At 38.8% G+C, this 19,370-nt stretch carries 18 protein-coding genes and 1 pseudogene; 15 read left to right on the forward strand and 4 right to left on the reverse strand.

Going from position 1 to position 19,370, the window contains the following annotated elements; translation table 11 throughout:
* The first annotated feature begins 197 nt into the window (after positions 1-197).
* Entirely contained in the window at positions 198-1,010 is an 813-nt protein-coding gene (locus tag V7L31_RS10575) for a calcium-binding protein (RefSeq protein ID WP_334696227.1), read from the forward strand.
* Between the two features lie 124 nt (positions 1,011-1,134).
* Here V7L31_RS10575 and V7L31_RS10580 read toward each other — a convergent pair whose 3' ends face one another.
* Together V7L31_RS10580 and V7L31_RS10585 are read right to left on the reverse strand one after the other, a co-directional pair.
* Entirely contained in the window at positions 1,135-1,587 is a 453-nt protein-coding gene (locus tag V7L31_RS10580; RefSeq protein ID WP_334696180.1) for a MerR family transcriptional regulator, read from the reverse strand.
* 54 nt (positions 1,588-1,641) lie between these two features.
* Positions 1,642-2,662: pseudogene (locus tag V7L31_RS10585) on the reverse strand (IS701 family transposase).
* A gap of 353 nt (positions 2,663-3,015) precedes the next feature.
* On the opposite strand from V7L31_RS10585, the gene V7L31_RS10590 reads away from it, so the two are divergent.
* The 8 genes from V7L31_RS10590 to V7L31_RS10625 all read left to right on the forward strand — a co-directional run bounded on the left by V7L31_RS10590 (position 3,016) and on the right by V7L31_RS10625 (position 11,618).
* Positions 3,016-3,234, forward strand: a complete 219-nt coding sequence (locus tag V7L31_RS10590; protein WP_041565577.1) for a type II toxin-antitoxin system HicB family antitoxin — start codon at positions 3,016-3,018, stop codon at positions 3,232-3,234.
* Positions 3,235-3,236: 2 nt separating this feature from the next.
* Positions 3,237-3,425, forward strand: coding sequence for a type II toxin-antitoxin system HicA family toxin (locus tag V7L31_RS10595; protein WP_334696181.1), 189 nt, complete (start codon positions 3,237-3,239; stop codon positions 3,423-3,425).
* Between the two features lie 333 nt (positions 3,426-3,758).
* A complete protein-coding gene (locus V7L31_RS10600) occupies positions 3,759-4,328 on the forward strand; it encodes a Uma2 family endonuclease (RefSeq protein ID WP_334696182.1) in 570 nt (189 codons plus the stop codon).
* 121 nt (positions 4,329-4,449) lie between these two features.
* The gene (locus tag V7L31_RS10605) at positions 4,450-6,306 is read left to right on the forward strand and encodes an aspartate kinase (RefSeq protein ID WP_334696183.1); all 1,857 of its coding nucleotides are present in this window, start codon (positions 4,450-4,452) and stop codon (positions 6,304-6,306) included.
* Between the two features lie 230 nt (positions 6,307-6,536).
* Positions 6,537-8,597, forward strand: coding sequence for a tetratricopeptide repeat protein (locus V7L31_RS10610; RefSeq protein WP_334696184.1), 2,061 nt, complete (start codon positions 6,537-6,539; stop codon positions 8,595-8,597).
* Positions 8,598-8,742: 145 nt separating this feature from the next.
* The gene (locus tag V7L31_RS10615; protein WP_334696185.1) at positions 8,743-8,898 is read left to right on the forward strand and encodes a hypothetical protein; all 156 of its coding nucleotides are present in this window, start codon (positions 8,743-8,745) and stop codon (positions 8,896-8,898) included.
* A 91-nt stretch (positions 8,899-8,989) separates the two neighbouring features.
* Positions 8,990-9,970 (forward strand): magnesium transporter CorA family protein, encoded by a 981-nt coding sequence (locus V7L31_RS10620; RefSeq protein ID WP_334696186.1) that lies wholly within the window; start codon positions 8,990-8,992, stop codon positions 9,968-9,970.
* 142 nt (positions 9,971-10,112) lie between these two features.
* The gene (locus tag V7L31_RS10625; RefSeq protein WP_334696187.1) at positions 10,113-11,618 is read left to right on the forward strand and encodes an acyl-CoA synthetase; all 1,506 of its coding nucleotides are present in this window, start codon (positions 10,113-10,115) and stop codon (positions 11,616-11,618) included.
* 153 nt (positions 11,619-11,771) lie between these two features.
* On the opposite strand, the gene V7L31_RS10630 is transcribed toward V7L31_RS10625, so the two are convergent.
* The gene (locus tag V7L31_RS10630) at positions 11,772-12,077 is read right to left on the reverse strand and encodes a DNA methyltransferase (protein WP_334696188.1); all 306 of its coding nucleotides are present in this window, start codon (positions 12,075-12,077) and stop codon (positions 11,772-11,774) included.
* Positions 12,078-12,850: 773 nt separating this feature from the next.
* Between V7L31_RS10630 and V7L31_RS10635 the strand changes: the two genes are divergently transcribed.
* The 4 genes from V7L31_RS10635 to V7L31_RS10650 all read left to right on the forward strand — a co-directional run bounded on the left by V7L31_RS10635 (position 12,851) and on the right by V7L31_RS10650 (position 16,567).
* On the forward strand, positions 12,851-13,567 hold the full coding sequence (locus V7L31_RS10635) for a biliverdin-producing heme oxygenase (protein ID WP_334696189.1): 717 nt from the start codon (positions 12,851-12,853) through the stop codon (positions 13,565-13,567).
* Positions 13,568-13,693: 126 nt separating this feature from the next.
* Positions 13,694-15,076 (forward strand): oxygen-independent coproporphyrinogen III oxidase, encoded by a 1,383-nt coding sequence (gene hemN, locus V7L31_RS10640; protein WP_334696190.1) that lies wholly within the window; start codon positions 13,694-13,696, stop codon positions 15,074-15,076.
* A 354-nt stretch (positions 15,077-15,430) separates the two neighbouring features.
* Positions 15,431-15,709, forward strand: a complete 279-nt coding sequence (locus tag V7L31_RS10645; protein WP_334696191.1) for a GlsB/YeaQ/YmgE family stress response membrane protein — start codon at positions 15,431-15,433, stop codon at positions 15,707-15,709.
* Between the two features lie 165 nt (positions 15,710-15,874).
* Positions 15,875-16,567, forward strand: coding sequence for a manganese catalase family protein (locus tag V7L31_RS10650; RefSeq protein ID WP_334696192.1), 693 nt, complete (start codon positions 15,875-15,877; stop codon positions 16,565-16,567).
* 750 nt (positions 16,568-17,317) lie between these two features.
* Here V7L31_RS10650 and psaK read toward each other — a convergent pair.
* Positions 17,318-17,578 (reverse strand): photosystem I reaction center subunit PsaK, encoded by a 261-nt coding sequence (gene psaK, locus V7L31_RS10660; RefSeq protein ID WP_292851518.1) that lies wholly within the window; start codon positions 17,576-17,578, stop codon positions 17,318-17,320.
* Positions 17,579-18,370: 792 nt separating this feature from the next.
* On the opposite strand from psaK, the gene V7L31_RS10665 reads away from it, so the two are divergent.
* Complete coding sequence (locus tag V7L31_RS10665; protein WP_334696193.1) at positions 18,371-18,616, forward strand: hypothetical protein; 246 nt, start codon at positions 18,371-18,373, stop codon at positions 18,614-18,616.
* Positions 18,616-19,005, forward strand: a complete 390-nt coding sequence (locus V7L31_RS10670) for a hypothetical protein (RefSeq protein WP_334696194.1) — start codon at positions 18,616-18,618, stop codon at positions 19,003-19,005. The genes V7L31_RS10665 and V7L31_RS10670 overlap by 1 nt, the downstream gene beginning before the upstream one ends.
* Positions 19,006-19,370: the final 365 nt, after the last annotated feature.

The following is a 19,370-nucleotide window of genomic DNA, read 5'->3' on the forward strand; positions in this document are numbered from 1 at the left end:
AACTACGAACTTCAGCTTAACGGATGAGTTTTCAACAATTCTGGTATTAGTAAACCCCCTAATTTATCACAAAATATTTATGCAAGAGTTCTATTGTCGATAACAGTGCAGATAAAATAGTCGAAAACGCTAATGAAGGAACGGATACTGTTCGCTTATCAATTAGCTACACCTTAGGCGAAAATTTAGAAAATCTGATTTTAACTGGCACTAGCAACCTTTCAGGCACAGGTAACGCACTCAACAACATAATCACTGGAAATAGTAGCAGCAATACTCTCAATGGCAAAGCTGGTGATGACATCATTAATGGAGAAACTGGTGACGATACCCTTAAAGGAGAATTAGGCAATGATACCCTTAATGGCAGTGCTGGTAACGACATACTAGACGGCAATGCTGGCAACGATATAATGATTGGCGGTGCTGGTAATGACACTTACTACACTGACAGCAGTAATGACCAAATCATAGAAGTAGTCAATGAAGGAACAGATATAGTCAGTTCTGCCATCAGTTGGACGCTAGGCTACAACTTAGAAAACCTAATCCTCACAGGTAGCAATGCTATCAATGGTACTGGCAATGCATTGAAAAATAGTATTACTGGTAACGCTGCTAATAACACCCTCAACGGTGGTGATGGAAATGATACTCTCAATGGCGGTAATGGAAATGATACCCTGATTGGTGGTACAGGTAACGATATACTCGTTGGTGGTGCTGGCAATGACAAATTTGTCTACGCTAGTCTGGGTGAAGGCATTGATACCATTACTGATTTCAGCAGTACAGATGATGTTCTGGTGGTGCAAGCTTTGTTCGCTAGCTTGAACTACAAAGGTACAAATCCAATTACTAATGGTTACATCAGAGGTATTCAATCCGGGTTAAATACTCTCATCCAAATTGACAATGATGGTGTTGCTGGAAATGCAAGTTTCAGCACCTTAGTAACACTCAGCAACTTTAATGCTAGTAATTTCACTCAGAACAACTTGATTTTCTAGCTAAGAGAAACTTGCTCAGATATCAAAACAGAGATCGTCGCTTCCACGTTACCTGGTTATCAGACTACCTTAATTTTTAGCTGCCGCGATCGCTCTTAGCATTATTCAAAATGTTTAAGTCAAATTAGCTACTAAAACTTTTGAGATTATCCTTCAATTGTTGATGAATGCGATCGCACCAAAAAGGAATCACAGTCTGCCCCTGACAAAGTGCTTCTAGCGCTACTTGCTTGTCAAACTCTGCCAATTGTAAAGGTTTTTCAGGCGATCGCGTGGTTAATAACATTAGCCGCTTCATCTTTTCTTCGGGGACAGACTCATTAAATAACCAAGGTTCCTGTTCGCGCAGTGTTTCCAAGGCTGCATGGCAAACCTCAAAGTTTAACCCAATTGACAGCAACTGCTCCATTACTGTTAACACCAACAGGTCAGCTTTGGAATAGTAAACATTACGACCTTTGCCAGTACTGTTAACCGTAGGTACTATAACTCCCTTCTCCCGCCAATACTGCAACTGGCGGCGAGAGCAATGAGTAATTTCTGCTGCTTCTGTGCTTGTGTAAAACTTTCCTTCCATAAGAATCATCCTATATAGGACTTACGCATTGACAAAAAGAATGATCTATGGAGTCTAGATAATGCGATCGCTACTAAGGTTTGCAAAAATATGTTCACGTACAACTAATGTGAACATATTTCGTTGTACTTCGTACCAATTCTAATTATTTTTTCAGACCGCATAAACTCCAATCTAACAAAAGCTTGAAGGGAGCAAAATATGTGAGTCTTGATTGCATAGGTATCCCTAACCATGAACCGACAAATTCCACATACTTTATGGCTCGATGAAAGGTTTCGATTCCCCAATGGGTATCATGAATTGTGATAAATTCATTTCTGGTTATATCCTTGATTCTTTCCTCATCTGGAATATACAAAATATAGTGCCTAGAGTCTTCTTTCTTGAAGTCTTTCCTAAACAACTTTATAAATCCAAATTCTTTCAGATGAGTTCTTAATCCTGACTCTAGAATCACCAGAGTACTTACTTGGCAATACTTATGCGGCTCATGTGAGACAGTTCTGTTTTTTTCAATTCCGAATAAAAAACCCAATTTCTGGTTTTTTAGAAATTTTAAATTTTCTACTCCTGAATACCAACTATCTCCTGTTACTATTCTTGGCTGGACTCCCCAGCTTATTATCTCACTCACCATTTCTCTAAAATAATCGTTTTTTGTTTTCTCCTCCTTTTTGTCATATATTCTGTAATTTATTGGGACTGAATTACCATTAATATCGCTGTAATATAAAGTAATTAAATTTAAGCCAATAATAGTTTTATGGGCTTTTCCTGACCAAAAATAACTGATTAATTCGGCATTTTTTGGGTCGCTGTAAATCTTTTCTATCACTGTATCGTCTACACTTAGTATTCCTCCTACCAAATTAATGATTTTCTTTATTATCTTGAATAAATCTTTCGGTTCATATCTCTCTCTTAATAAAAACCGATTTACACTATCATGTGAAACGTCTCCCAATATCTCTGCCAACCTACTGCACCCCCCAAACTTTGGCTCTGACAGCAAAAATAAGGTGTAGAGGTCTAGATTGCATTGTCCTGTCGATGGTTTAGTAATTTCTCTAATTGTTCGATACCTGTAAAGTAGACGACCCTTATTTATGAATTCACTCTTTTGTTATTTTGTCAATGCGTAAGTCCTAGCTTTTACTTTCTCATTTTGGTGTTTTCCGCAAGCAAAAGCAGCTTTTACTTATTCAAACCCCAGTTTGCTTTCTCATTTTGGTGTTTTCCGCAAGCAAAAGCAGCTTTTACTTTCTCAAACCCCAGTTTCCTTACTCATTTGAGTAATTCACGCATTCATTTTGGTATATCATTGAGCCGAAAGCTATTGTGCAGTTGTGAATGATGAAGAGCAATGTCTCCCGCAAGAAAAAATCAGCTACGATAAATCATATAATTATCTTCACAAACATAGCAATGTTAATTACATACACTGCAAAATATACAAAAACTAATAGCGGATATATGGGACAACTTATTGAATGGCAAGAAGTCATCACAGAAGGAGAAACCATAGAAGAATGTAGAGCTATGTTACAAGATGCAACTAAAGAAATGGTTCTTGCCTATCGTCAACAAAATAAAGAAATTCCCACAGGTGGTTCTTTGCTGGAACAAATTCCTATAGAGGTCTGAGTGTGTCAGTCAAACGAAAAGAGCTAATTAAATACTTAGAGCAAAATGGCTTTTATTTATTAAGGGAAGGAGGAAATCATTCTATATATACTAATGATATGAAAACTCTTCCGGTAAAACGGCATCGTACAATTGATCGGATTACTGCTAATGAAATTTGTAAACAAGCAGGTTTATCACCTAATTTTTAACTGCCACTTAGAACCGTAGAAGGTAATGAAATTTTGGGCAGCTTGTAAACTCAGTGAAGGCGAGTATTTGTAAGTTAAAGATAAACTATTTGCTAAAGAAACGGTTGCCAGCTTATATGCCAAAATCAAAGAATATCAAGATAATGAGACTCTACTTTAAAGTGTAAATCGACAAGCGATCGCTCTTAAAGACGCGATAAATCGCCGTCTCTACAAAAGATTCATTCTTGTAAAGACGGCGATTTATCGCGTCTCTTGCCTTCACGGAAACGTATTGGATTATAAAATATACTTACCATCAATAAATATCACTCAAACCTTGAAGGTTCAACTATGATAGCCTCGCCCCAACAAAACTATCTTACTGCTGAAGAATACCTCCAAATGGAGGAACAGAGCGATATCAAGCATGAATATATAGACGGCTATATTTACGCAATGGCTGGAGCGCTCGATCCACACGTTACCATTGCGGGAAACCTGTTCGCTCTCCTCCGTAATCATGTGCGCGGCTCTGATTGTCGTGTTTACATCGCTGACATGAAAACCAGAATTGAATCTCTAAATCGCTTTTATTATCCCGATGTGATGGTTACTTGCGATCGCCGAGATCAAGAAACGCCAGGTTATAAAAGATTTCCCTGTTTAATTGTCGAAGTTTTATCTAATTCTACCGAAGCCTTTGATCGGGGCGACAAATTTGCCGATTATCAAACACTGGAAAGTCTGCAAGAATATGTTTTAATTAATACCAAACGTCAGCGAGTTGAGTGTTTTCGCCGCAATGAGCAGGGGTTGTGGGTTTTACAATCTTACACATCAGAGCATCAATCATTTCGACTCAATAGCGTGGATTTTGAGGAAACAATGGAAACACTTTACGAAGATGTAGTTTTTGAATAATCAATTATTATAGGGTATTCGACGCAATATTTAGTAAACTATATAACTGATAAGCCTTAAAGGCTTCCTAACCAGGTGGAAGCGTTGATGAAAGCAGGCACAATTGATTAAATAAAAAGTTATGGCGCTCATAGTTCAGAAATACGGTGGTACATCTGTCGGTTCAGTGGAACGTATTCAAGCTGTTGCACAGCGTGTTTATAAAACTGTTAAAGCTGGAAACTCTATTGTCGTAGTGGTTTCGGCAATGGGCAAAACCACCGATGGACTCGTCAAACTAGCTAATGAAATTTCTCCAAATCCTAATCGCCGGGAAATGGATATGCTGCTTTCTACTGGCGAACAAGTAACCATTGCTTTACTCAGTATGGCATTGCAGGAACTCGGACAACCCGCAATTTCCATGACTGGCGCTCAGGTAGGAATTGTTACTGAAGCTGAATACAGCCGCGCTCGAATTTTGCATATTGAAACTACTCGCCTAACTCGGCACATAAATGAAGGTAAAGTAGTTGTAGTAGCTGGCTTCCAAGGTATCTCTAGCGCCGGAGAGATGGAAATTACGACTTTGGGTCGTGGTGGTTCTGACACGTCAGCAGTGGCGATCGCAGCCGCATTAAGAGCAAATTTTTGCGAAATTTATACCGATGTTCCAGGTATTCTCACTACAGACCCCCGCTTAGTTGCTGAAGCTCAGTTGATGGATGCCATCACCTGCGATGAAATGTTGGAATTAGCTAGCTTGGGCGCAAAAGTGCTGCATCCCCGTGCTGTGGAAATTGCCCGTAACTATGGTGTACCCCTGGTAGTTAGGTCTAGTTGGACGGATCAGCCAGGTACTTGGGTGACATCAGCCAAACCCCAAGGGCGATCGCTCATCAATCTAGAAATTGCCCGTCCAGTGGATGCTGTAGAATTTGACACTGACCAAGCAAAAGTCGCTTTGTTGCGCGTACCCGATAAACCAGGTGTAGCAGCAAGATTATTTGGCGAAATCTCTCGGCAAAAAGTAGACGTAGATTTAATTATTCAATCAGTTCATGATGGTAATAGTAATGACATTGCCTTTACTGTCACCACACCAATATTAAAACGGGCAGAAGCAGTAGCAACAGCGATCGCCCCAGCACTGAGGAGTCAATCTAACCCCAAGTTGGAAGAAGCCGAGGTAATGGTAGAACATAACATTGCTAAAGTTAGCATCGCAGGCGCAGGAATGATTGGCCGTCCTGGTGTCGCGGCAAAAATGTTCGCTACTTTAGCTGAAGCAGGCGTGAATATTCAAATGATTTCCACTAGCGAAGTGAAAGTAAGTTGCGTAGTCGATGCCAACCAATGCGATCGCGCTGTCTTAGCACTCCGCGCTGCTTTTGAAATTGAGGCAGGGGAGCAGGGGAGTAAGGGAGCAGGGGAGAATGCGTGCATAGATTCCCCTCTGCCCCTCCGCCCCTCTGCCCCTCTGCTTAATTGTCCCCCCGTTCGCGGCGTTGCTCTCGATTTGAATCAAGCGCGTCTTGCTATTCGCCAATTACCAGATCGTCCAGGGATGGCGGCGAAGTTGTTTGGATTATTAGCGCAACATAATATCAGCGTTGATATGATTATCCAATCTCAGCGCTGCCGGGTGATTGATGGTGTTCCCAGACGAGATATTGCTTTTACAGTCTCGCGGATCGATGGGGAAAATGCCAAAAAAATGCTTACTCAAGTAGCGGCAGAATTAGGATGGGGTGAAGTTGTTTTAGATAGTGCGATCGCTAAGGTGAGTATTGTTGGTGCAGGGATGGTTGGACAACCAGGTATTGCCGCTAAAATGTTTGAAGCTTTAGCCCAACAACAAATCAATATTCAAATGATTGCTACCTCAGAAATCAAAATTAGTTGTGTTGTGGCGCAAGAGCAAGGTGTTAAAGCTTTGCAAGCCATTCATGCAGCCTTTGAACTGGCTGGAAGCGAGAAATTTGTCGTGCCAGCGTAAAACTTAACTGAATAATTCGTAATTAACCGTGTGGTTTATTTACTCTTTTGGTAAGTAGGCGTGAATAATTAAAGGTTTGTAGTAAGCGGCTCCAGCCCTATTCTAAGGACTGGAGCCGTTTATACTAAAATCTATGTGAGGCTGCGCTTAATAAATAAATATTTATATTTTAAAGCTAATAATAATACGTAAGCTATAATCGAACAATTTATCAGACTATATTTATATTGATGGATAGTCATTTCCTAAATGGACATTATCAAATACTAAAAATTCTCAATGATGGGGAAAAAGGAAAAACCTATCTAGTTGAAGATGTTAATCTTCCTGGCAGCCAATTTATTGTAAAGCAGTTATCTCTTCCTAATAGCAATCCTCAAGCTTTAACAAGCTTACACCGCTTATTTGCTAGTAAAGCAGCAACTTTAGAAAAACTCGGACAGAAACACGAGCAAACTCAAAAGCTAATTGCTTATTTTGAAGAAAATGAAGAATTTTATATAGTTCAAGAATTCATCCCTGGGAATCCTTTAACTGACGAAATTATCCAGGGACAACCTTTGAGAGAAGACGAAGTAATCACTCTTTTATCAGAGATATTAGAAACTTTAGTTGTTATACACAGCTATGGCGTAATTCATCAAGATATTAAACCAGCAAATATTATTCGCCGTGAATCAGATAAAAAGTTAGTTTTGGCTAATTTCGTTACTGTTAATGAAGCTATCACTAATACTGTTGAAAATTCCGAGTATATGCCGATAGAACAAGTTAATGGCAATCTCAAATATAACAGTGATATATATGCTTTAGGTATAATTGCGATCGCAGCACTGAAAGGTTTACCTGCAAAAGAAATATCTAATTTACAAAACCAGAGAAATAAGCTGACAGGTGAAATAGTTTGGCGCGATAAAAATCTCAAAGTTAACAGAAGATTAGCAAAAATTATCAATAAAATGGTGCGTTTTGATTATCGTAAGCGTTACCAGTATGCAACGGAAGTTTTAGACGATCTGAAAAAGATAACAAATGTTGATGACGATGAACAAAAACAGCTTCAAAAAAAATTATTACTAGTTCTAATTGGGGTAATTGTCTGTATCACCCTTGGTGTTGCAGCGTGGCAATTCAGATCACCCAAACCTGTACGTAATACTCAACAAACATTGTACCAAAAGGGAGAAAATAAATATGATGAAGGAAATTATGAAGGAGCAATTGAAGATTTCAATCAAGCTATTAAATTAGATCCGCAAAATGCTTTAGTTTATAATAGGCGAGGTGATGCTTATTATCGATTAGGAGACTACGAGCAAGCACAAGCAGATTCTAGTCAAGCCATTGTGCTTAATCCTCAAGATGCTAATGCCTATTTTGATCGAGGATTTGCTTTTTCGGCATTAGGCAAATACAAAGAAGCGATCGCAGATTATACTCAAGCAATTAAGTTAAATTCTAAAGATGCATACCCTTACTATGGGCGAGGATTAGCTCGTGTTCAATTGAAGGATAATAAAGGTGCAATTGAAGATTTTAGCAAAGCGATCGCTCTTAAGCCTGAGTATACTGAAGCTTACTTGCAGCGAGGAATTCTCCGCCGTCGTCTTAGACAAAGACTTGAAGCTATCCAAGATTTTGATAAAGTAATTAAGATTAATCCTAGTGATGCCAAAGCTTATTATCAAAGGGGTTTAACTCAATCGATTAATAAACAAAAATATGAAGCAATTAAAGATTATACAGATGCAATTAACATCAATCCCAAATATATAGAAGCTTATCTGAATCGTGGTGATATTTACAGCGATTTGGGAAATAAAGTAGAAGCTACTGAAGATTACAAGACTATTTTACAGATAGATCCTAAATTTATTGCAGCTTATATTCACAGAGGTATTCACCGCTTTTCTTTCGGAGATTATAAAGGTGCTATTGAAGATTACACCGCAGCACTAAAACTAGACACTAATAATGTAGCAGCTTACAACAACCGTGGTAACGCTTATCTCGAACTGGGAAATAAAAAAGCTGCAAATCAGGATTATTCACGAGCGATCGCAATTAATGCTAACAATGCCTTAGCCTATTATAACCGGGGCGTGATTCGCACCAAGCAGAAAAATAAATCGGGTGCGATCGCAGATTTCAAAAAAGCTGCAAAACTATTCCAACAGCAAGGGGAACAAGATAGTTATCAAGATGCACGGCGGGAAATTGCAATTCTGCAAAATAATTCAGCGCCAGCGCCAACTACGCGCCCTAAATCTGGGAAAATAGAAAAAAATTGAGCCACAATTCAATATAATGTTGACTGTCAACAGTCAAAACTCTTAGAAAGTGATTGTGCTATTTAAATGTGTTTTACTTTACAAATTTACGACTATTACTTTATCAAACTAGTTTTGAGAGATGGTAGTAAGCGGGAGCATCTCAGTGAAAGCAAATATACCGGCGATTAGAAATCGCGGCTACACAAACCAAGTCCGCCTGCGCGGACTCAAGAAATTTGAAACCCACGGAGGTGGGTTTTGTCTGTATAGCCGCCGCGAATTCTATTCGCCACGGCTAGATATATTTTTACGAAAGTGAGATCCTCTCTAGTCCCTACTACTTAGCGTTATATAAATTATTGCTCAATATGAGTCACCGTATTTTTTCACGACTCAATTAGGATTGCTATATGCTAATTCTCCTGACTTTTTATCCAGATAACCTGGAAATATTTACCAGTAGGGATGTCGATACGGTACTGGAAAGAATTGATAGCTCTCATAATATTTGGTTGCGTTGTATTCACTTCCGCGATCGCACTGGAACAGCTAGAATTATCAAGCACTTTGGACTCAATTCCTCTCGTGTTAACATGATTTTTAACCATTCACCTCTAGGAATTGATGAAGACGTAGAAGATTGTTTATTTGACAGCTATGAAATCCTAACTCCTCAAATAAAAAATCATGAGTTTGAGGTGGTGCGTGGCAATATTGTCGTTGGGAAGAACTTCATTATAACTTTTGAAATCACTGAATTAAAAATTTTAAGTGTTCTAGCTAATAATCTCCAAAAACGAACTCTAGATATTCAAAAATTGGGAATAGACTATCTTTTTTATCTTATATTTAAAGATATTTTGAATAATTACGAAACTGTATTTACCTATATTTCTAGAAAGCTTGATGATTTAGAAGATGAAGTTTTAGATAATTCTGGTGATGAATCAACATACCAAAAAATTGCCACAATGAGGCAATCTACTCGTTCGGGACGCCGTAATTTTCAAAGCCTCAAGTTACTTATGGCGATTATGGATAATGAAGATTTCCAATGGATCGGCCAGCCAGTAAAAGAACTATTCAATCAAGAGTTAGTTCATCACGTTGATAAACTCTGGCAAGAATATCAAGCTATAAGAGCCTGGATGTCAGAATTAATGGAAATTCAACGTGATAATATTGCTAGCAAAACAGGTGAACGAATTAATCGTCTGACTATCCTCTCGACAATATTTTTACCAATCACTTTTATGTCTGGTTTTTATGGTATGAACTTCAAATATATGCCGGAATTAGAACAACCTTGGGCTTATCCTATGGTGATTTGTATGATGGCATTAATTGTAATTGGCAGTATTGCCTATGCAAAAAAACAACGTTGGTTGTAGTGTCTATAAAGTTACGAATAAAAAGATCCCCGACTTCTTCAAGAAGTCGGGGATCTGAGTCTGTTGGTGCAAAGCCAATTAAATCAGATTTATATATATTTTCTGTAAGTAGACTGAATCAACCTTAAATTGATAAACAAACGTGAACCTACCATTGATTATTCGTGCTGAAGAATATAACGAAAAAACAGCAATTGTGACAACGGATGGAGCATTTACTTATCGAGATTTGCTACACACTTCCAGTCAAATAGCAACAAGTCTTCTTCAAAATATAGAAGATTTACAAGAGCAGCCAGTCGCATTTCTTATTCCGCCTGGGTTTGAGTATGTAGCCACTCAATGGGGAATTTGGCGTGCTGGTGGCATAGCTGTCCCTCTGTGTGTTTCCCACCCACGTCCAGAATTGGAGTATGTAATTACTAATTCTGGAGCATCGATTATTATTGCTCATCCCAATTTTGAGAGTATACTGCGTAGTTTACTGCCGCAGGCATCGCTCGCCCAAAAACACAATTTACGATTTATCCTCACCTCAGAAACGCTTCCACATAATATTAGTCGCCTCCCAGACATAGATATCACCAGACGCGCCTTAATTCTCTATACCAGTGGTACAACAGGTAAACCCAAGGGTGTAGTTACAACTCATCAAAATATTCAAGCGCAAGTGACTAGCTTAATCACCGCTTGGGAATGGACATCTAGCGATCGCATTTTACATATTCTGCCACTACATCATATTCATGGAATTATTAACGTACTGACTTGTGCTTTATGGGCTGGCGCGGAGTGCCATATATTGAGCAAATTTGATGCCGAAACCGTTTGGAACCGAATTTGTGATGGTGACTTAACCCTATTTATGGCAGTACCAACAATTTATGTAAAGCTAATTACTGCTTGGGAAACAGCCTCTAAGGAACGTCAAAAAAGTATGTCAGAAGGCTGTGCTAAGATGCGCCTGATGGTTTCTGGTTCGGCAGCATTACCAGTCCAAGTTTTAGAAAAGTGGCAGACTATCAGCGGCCATTTTCTGCTTGAGCGCTATGGGATGACTGAAATTGGTATGGCGCTATCAAACCCTTTACATGGTGAGCGGTTGTCTGGATATGTTGGTAAACCTCTACCTCATGTTGAAGTCAGATTAGTGGATGAGAACGGAGAGTTAGTCCCAGGCGAAACCCCAGGAGAAATCCAAGTTAAAGGCCCCGGAGTGTTTCTCGAATATTGGCAAAACCCCGAAGCAACCGCCAAAGCCTTCCAATATGGCTGGTTCCGTACTGGAGATACCGCCGTCATAGAGAACGGTAGCTACCGCATTCTGGGACGGATGAGTGTAGATATCATCAAAACCGGAGGGTATAAAGTTTCAGCTTTAGAAATTGAAGAAGTGCTAAGAACCCATCCAGATATTCAAGAATGTGCAGTGGTTGGGGTTGCCGATTTAGAATGGGGTGAACGGGTTTGTGCCGCGTTAGTATTGCAAGGTTCACAACCTTTAACATTAGAAGCTTTCAGGAGTTGGGCAAAAGAGCGACTGGCGGTTTATAAAGTGCCAACCCAAATTTTGATAGTTGAAGAATTACCGCGCAATGCGATGGGGAAAGTTACTAAGCCGACGGTGGTTGAGTTATTTCTAGGATAGCGATCGTCAACGCTCAATTAGACTTAGAGTTAAAGTTAGCTGGCTTTGAGTTGACTATGAGACTGTAGCGCGAGGTTATCTGTTTGTTAGACGATGTAGAAACAAAGCTTAATTCTTGCAACAAATAGGCAAACCTGCACTACTTTTGCATAGCTAAGTCAATGAGTAGTTAATATGAAAGCCGTACTCTATACACCATTTGGGCAGGTTGAAAATAAATAAGCTGCCACCTGGTTTAAGTATGCGAATGCTTTCATCAAGCCATTGTTGCGACCAGCTTAAATACTGATCTGCCTTCATCTGATCGCTTATACCTTCACCATATTCTTTGCCGAGATTAAAAGGTGGGTCGGCAAATACCAAGTCTCCTTGGTAGAGTATGCCATACTCACTGATATAAACCTGTTGCAGTCCTTGTTGAGTTGCAACGTCAGGTGCGATCGCTTGAAAGGGGAGCATTCACTTAACCTCTAGTACATTAGTATAGCTTGAGTATAGAAACTCTATTGATTTAGTGAGGGCCATGCCAAACGGTCAGATGAATCCTTAAATCTGTTTTGAGAATATCACATAGAACTCTTAAGAATCCGGTATTAATCTTATCAAGCATACTGAAAGTCTGATTTACATCACTCAAAGCTATAGCAGGCAAGCTTTTCAAGAATTAAATTGGATTTTTATAGAAGATTTAATACTAATTAAATAGAATATATTGTATTAAAAGTATTAGTACAACTAAGAACAAATCAAAAACAGGATAAGATTAAGTTAAATTTTTGCCTCAGTAACATTGAAATCCAAGAGTTGCTACACTGTATTGCAACCTCCTGCCTCCTTCACAATTAGGTAAGTCTGCAATAGATGCCCAACAATGGAGGCTATCAAGGGTAATTTTTGGCAAAATTTTATAATTGGTGAGCGTAGCTTGCGCTGTAGGCATCGCTCTTGCTAATCTCTGCTAGTTTCAGATTAAAGTTAGACGCCTGAATATGAGCATCAGAAAACATAAATAAATATTAATATCCCCATAGTTATATATGAATGAATAGTTAAATACTTTTAGGAGAGATAAAAATAGCTGGGATTTGCATCGGCAGTGATTCTTGCTGGGTAGAGTGATGCAAATACTTTCTAAACCTAAACCTAGAATAACAATTTTTTAGCTGGTCGTGGTAGGCATCGTGAATCGGTGACTGCCCAAAACCTTGCGCTTGAACATGAAGGAAGCAACAATGAGTAGCAATCTAGCCATCAAACTCCGCTCTGGAACTCAACAAGCCCACACATCAGCGGAAAATGTGGCATTCATGAAATGTTTTTTGCAAGGAGTTGTGGATAGAGACTGCTTTGCCAAGTTCTTAGGCAACTTGTATTACGTCTACAGCGAACTAGAAGCCGCATTAGAAAGCCATGTATTGCATCCTGTAATTAGTGCCGTTTACTTTCCTGAACTTAATCGCCAATTATCGCTCGAAAAAGACATGGTGTTTTATTATGGGGATAATTGGAGAGAGCAAGTTACACCCTCACCTGCTGCCCAGAGCTACATTGACCGCATTCGAGAAATTTCTGCTAGTGAACCAGCCTTATTGCTAGGTCATGCCTACACTCGCTACATGGGCGATCTTTCTGGGGGTCAAATGCTACAAAAAGTTGCTCAGTCAGCCCTGAAGCTTTCTGGGTATGAAGGCACGTCTTTTTACAACTTTGAGCAAATTCCTGACAAAAAGGCATTTAAGGATAAGTATCGTCAGGCATTAAATGCATTACCCGTTGATGATATAACAGCAGAACGGATTGTTGCAGAAGCCAATAATGCCTTTGGGTTCAATTTACAAATGGCTCAAGAGTTAGAGGGAAGTTTAATTAAAGCACTCGGTCAAGTCCTGTTTAATAGCCTCACTCGTTCTCGGAATTCAGGTAGCACTGAAGTAGCTGCAACTAATTAATTTTGTCATTTGTCATTTGTCATTTGTCATTGGGCGTTAGAAAGAAGCTTGTTCAATAATTCTCCCCAGCCACCAATCCCCAGTCCCCAATCCCTAATCCCCCTTCATTCATTGGAAAGCAAGTCAATGGTTTTTCTATTACCTGGTGTCAAGTTTGATCTCGATCTGATTCAAAAGTACGACACTCGCGCACCTAGATATACCAGTTACCCGCCTGCTACAGAGTTAAGCGAAACATTCACTGAAACTGATTTTAAGGCCGCGATCGCCGCATCGAATCAACGCAAAACCCCTCTTTCTTTATATTTCCATATCCCCTTCTGTCAAAGTGCTTGCTACTTCTGCGGCTGTAATACAGTAATTTCCAACAACAAGAATATTGCTAAACCTTATGTGGAGTCTTTGGTTCAAGACATCAAAAACACCGCAGCTTTAATCGATCCAGATAGAAAAGTGTTGCAAATCCATTGGGGAGGTGGTACTCCTAATTACTTAGAACATCACCAAGTAGAATTTTTATGGAAAAACATCAATCGCTATTTTAACATCGATCCACAAGCAGAAATCTCAATTGAGATTAATCCCCGCTATATCGATAAAAACTACATTTTCTTTCTAAGACAGATTGGCTTTAACCGCATTAGTTTTGGCATTCAGGATTTTAATCGCCAAGTTCAAGTAGCTGTAAATCGTGTCCAGCCAGAAGAAATGCTCTTTGATGTCATGAGTTGGATCAAAGAAGCTAAGTTTGAAAGTGTGAACGTAGACTTAATTTATGGTTTACCTTATCAAACCCGCGAGACATTTCAAGAAACGCTGAAAAAGACGATTGAATTAGATCCTGACCGAATTGTAGTCTTTAACTTTGCTTATGTGCCGTGGCTCAAACCGACACAAAAAAATATTCCTCAAGAGGCGCTACCCCCAGCAGAGGAAAAGTTAGAGATTCTGAAAATGACCATTGAAGAATTGACAAATAACCAATATCTATTTATTGGCATGGATCATTTTGCTAAAACTAATGACGAATTAGCGATCGCTCAACGCAATGGCACTCTCAAACGCAATTTCCAGGGCTACACTACCCACGCCGAGACAGAATTGTTTGGTTTTGGAGCCACATCCATCAGTATGCTAGAAGATGCTTATGCCCAAAACCACAAAGAATTAAAGGATTATTATCAGACACTTACAGCAGGTACATTACCTGTTAGTAAAGGTATTAAACTTACTCAAAATGATATCATCAGACGGGATGTGATTATGGGTATAATGTCTCACTTTCAGCTTCATAAGCAAGACATTGAAAACAAATATTATATCAGTTTCGATGAATATTTCTCTGAGGAACTAGAGGCGTTAAAACCACTAGAAGCCGATGGTCTAGTCAGTTTATCAAAAAATCAGATCCAGATTACAGACATCGGTAGATTACTAGTAAGAAATATTGCTGTGATCTTTGATACTCATACAAGGACGCGAGAGACAAAATTTTCCCGCGCCATTTGATATCATTTCTGCAAATGTTGCTGCCCAGATCCCCGGCTCCTTCAGAAGTCGGGGATCTAAATTCATCTGATATTTCTAAATAAAATATTTTGACGCATCTCCAAAAAGTTAGATAATATTTGAAATCTTAAGACAGATATAAAAAAATATAAATTAAATATATATTGTGCTGCTGCGCCTAAGAAATTTTTAATAGTAAAGATAAATTATCATCCAATCAATCTGGATATATTGTTTTGTCTAATTTATAAACTATTTTGTCTAACTTTTGGATTTAGCATTTACCCCATCTGGTAGAAAGAATTTGAAATCAGAGTTGATAACTTAAAGACAGGTGAGATTGTTGAGGCAGTTATGAGTATTATTGCTTGGATAGTTTTAGGAATTTTGGCAGGTGCGATTGCTAAAGCTATTTATCCTGGTTATCAAGGTGGCGGAATCCTTTCCACGATGATATTGGGTATCATTGGTGCTTTCGTTGGTGGAAGTCTATTTACCTTGTTACGAACAGGAACTCTACAAATTACTGCGGCTGGTACTGGTTTAACTCTTCCTGGTGTTTTAGTGGCTGTGCTTGGCGCAATTGTTGCTATTTATCTATGGGGATTAATCAGAAGAAGCAGCAATGCCTAATCGCTAATTAGCAGTTATCAAACCTGAGATGACCATTGTACTTTATTCAGTCTTCTAGTTGACCAGTTGAAGAAGCTATCAAACATCAAATTAGCTCTCTCTGGAAAAAGACTAAAAGATAAGCCAATTCATTCTGTAACACCAAATTTTGGGAAGTGTAAATCTATGTTTTTCCACAAAAAAGAGCCTATTCATGCAGTTAACGTTAGTGAAGCAAACCCTCGTTTTGCTCAGTTGCTACTAGAGCAGTTTGGCGGAGCTACTGGCGAACTTAGTGCAGCACTTCAATATTGGGTTCAATCATTCCATGTCGAAAATGCTGGCATTAAAGATATGCTTCAAGACATTGCCATTGAGGAATTCAGCCATTTAGAAATGGTTGGGAAACTCATTGAGGCTCATACTAAAAATGTAGATCAAACAGAGGCTTATAAAAGTACTCTGTTTGCAGTTCGAGGGATTGGGCCTCATTTTCTAGATAGCCAGGGTACTGCTTGGACTGCAAGTTACTTGAATGAGGGTGGAGATGTGGTACGTGATTTAAGAGCTAACGTTGCAGCAGAAGCCGGTGCCCGTCAGACTTACGAATCATTGATCAAGTTGGCAACTGATAAAGGAACCCAAGAGACTTTAGTGCATCTGTTAACACGAGAAATTTCTCATACTCAGATGTTTATGAAAGCTCTAGATTCACTAGGTAAGTTGACAGATCCATTCTTTGGTAATATTAAGCCAGATGACACAGTTGCTCTTTACTACAACCTATCTACAGACGGAAACGGTAAAGACGAGCGTGGCCCTTGGAATTCTGAGCCAACATTCAAATACGTCGCTAATCCGCTAGAAAGCCACTCTTAGAGTATAGATTGATTTTGAGCAAAGAGATTTTTGGGATATTCTAAAAAACTCCCAATAATTCCGGTGGGCAAATAGCCCACCTTTTTTAGTAATTTTTTGGCTATTTATAGCGTTTCCCGACAAGCGTAAGGTACAGCCGTAGGGAACATGCCCATACGTGTCAACTTAACGTGAAACCGCTTGTCCGCCGGGAATTGAAATTCCCGTCTCATAGCTAAAGTCATCTGAAGATGACTAAACATACGCCAAAAATCTCCAGTCTACTTCAGTAGACTTAAGCTAAAAGCCAAAAAAATTTATTTCCGGGTGGGCATGGAAGCCAACAGATAAGCTATTTCCAGCTTAAGTTTGAGAGCAACACCGAACTCACTCAAGCACTACAACAAGTCTCCATCAAGGTATTAGAGTGGACATTTGTTAAAAGTTAGATACGCACAGCTATAGTTGTGGTTGCTGCGCGATCAAAAAAGTCTGTTTCTTTTACCATAAAATTGCTCTAACCGTATTTTTTCTTACGTACTTCACTTTAACTTTACATAACTGAAGCAGCGAAAAAGATTGTATAATCAGTCTTTTATTATTTTGTCATTAGCTGTAGGTGCTGCGATCGCCTCCATCACACTTATTAAAAATAATCGCAAACAAATCCTTCGTTAAATATTTTCGATAAAAAAGAGCCAGAGAAGTAATTTTCTGGCTCAAAGCTGGAGACAAAAGAATCGTTAAATAAAGGCTATTTTGGGTAATAGCCTAAATTCTTCCCAGGTTATGCAGCCCTAAGACAGCACCCACGCCTAAGATATGACCAAAGGCGGTAGTTGCTAAAAGTGCGGGTAAACCAAAACCACCAAATAAATTGGGTGAAGGTAGTGCTGGTTCTGCGTTGGGATACTTGATGCTAGATTTGCCAAAGGCGATGGCAACGATATTAGCGAGAATTATAATCAGCCCAACTGTCGGACTCCATTCCAGGGGTGTGGTTGCAGCAGCGAGTAAGGTCGAAGTAAACACCTGATTTGCTCCTGAAATTTATTAAGGGTTGAAAATATAATCTGAAACTTTCCGAAGCAAATTCAAGAAAGTACCCGATTTTGCATCAATATTTAACAGTTATTCTTACTACTTAATACAAAATGAGTTCAACGCGGTGAGATAAATGTGGTAAGTGGTGTGAACTTCAATATCTAAATTGAACATATACTTATTAAAATTAATACTTACTGATAAGTTATTTTACTTATATAGCGTCAATGCATCTATAAACGAGAAGATCCCTCACATCTTGCACCAAGAAAATTTGATGTAATTTTATTACTCAGTAAAAAACTAAAATCCTTGATTTAACGATAAAAACCCATAAAAAGGAGGTAGCTTTAACGCGCACCTTTTTACTTTAGCTGGGGTTTTACGTAGAGGTGCAAGATATGAGATCCCCGATTTCTTGAAGAAGTCGGGGATACGAATATCTCGGTAGAAAGCAAATTTAAGATTGCTATATCTATGTAGTTAGAGATAGACATGAATTAAAAATATAATTTTCATCTATCAAAAGTATGAGATGCAAATATAACAATTTCCTATATCTGAAGAAATTAAATACAAATATTTAATTTAAAAGTAGACTTCTGACAGAGGTATGTAAGAAAAGATTAGACATAGTAAATTGAAATCAATTCAATATTATTCAAAGTTCCTAAACAAACAAAGTTACTCTGTAGCAAAACTCGATCGTTGAGAATATTTAAATAAGGCGATCACTTCCCTTACTCCCCTGACCCAGCTTGTAGTGCTGGTGCATTAGTGATGGGTGCGATCATTTTTCTGAACTCAAATACAAAGGCGATCGCAGTACAACACTATGAGCAAGCTAAGTTTGTACACTTGGTGACACTATCAGCAAGAACAGCAAGAAAAAGGAGGTTACTGAATTTGCTGAAATCACAAATGCCTACTATATGCCCATTACCAACAGGTATGACAGTTAAAGCTAGTCTGACGGCCTCAGAAACTACCAGACTAGCAGCGCAAAATACGATGGAGTCAATTTAATGGTTAATAAAACCAACCCCACACAGTCTAATAATAAACCAAACTTTACGTTCAATCCTCCCCCTCCCGTTCGTCTACTAGGTGTGATTTTTTGGATAGGAGTAGTTTTGAGTTCTGGTTTAAAGTACGGTTTCCGTCAAGCTGCTGATTCTAAACAGCATGAACAATCTGCTCAAACTGAACTCTATCAGTTTAGCCGTGTAGAGTACGAACAGTTACAAACAGGTATGTCCTTAACAGAGGTGCGATCAATCTTGTATCGAGGTGTCGAGGTTAGCCGTTCTGCAACAATAGCAAAATTTGTCTGGCAAAATCCTGATGGCTCTAAAATCACTGCTACTTTTGAACATGACAAGCTCAAGAGTAAAGAACAGTCTGGATTGAAGTAAGAAACCAGAGGTAGGCGATCTAGTTGGACTGCGATCGCTCTCAACAAATAAAGGCGATGCCTACGGCAGTAAACTACGCACTGGGTCGCCTTTTCCTCTAAGAAGAAGAAGAAGTCGGGGATCTGAGGATCTCGGTAGAGAGCAAATTTAAGATTGCTATATCTATGAAATTAGAGCTAGACATGAATTAAAAATATAATTTTCATCTATCAAAAGTATGAGATGCAAATATAACAATTTCCTATATCTGAAGAAATTAAATACAAATATTTAATTTAAAAGTAGACTTCTGACAGAGGTATGTAATAAAAGATTAGAGTAAAGTAAATTGAAATCGATTCAATATTATTCAAAGTTCCTAAACC

It is taken from the genome of Nostoc sp., assembly GCF_036916655.1.
Classification (GTDB): domain Bacteria; phylum Cyanobacteriota; class Cyanobacteriia; order Cyanobacteriales; family Nostocaceae; genus Nostoc.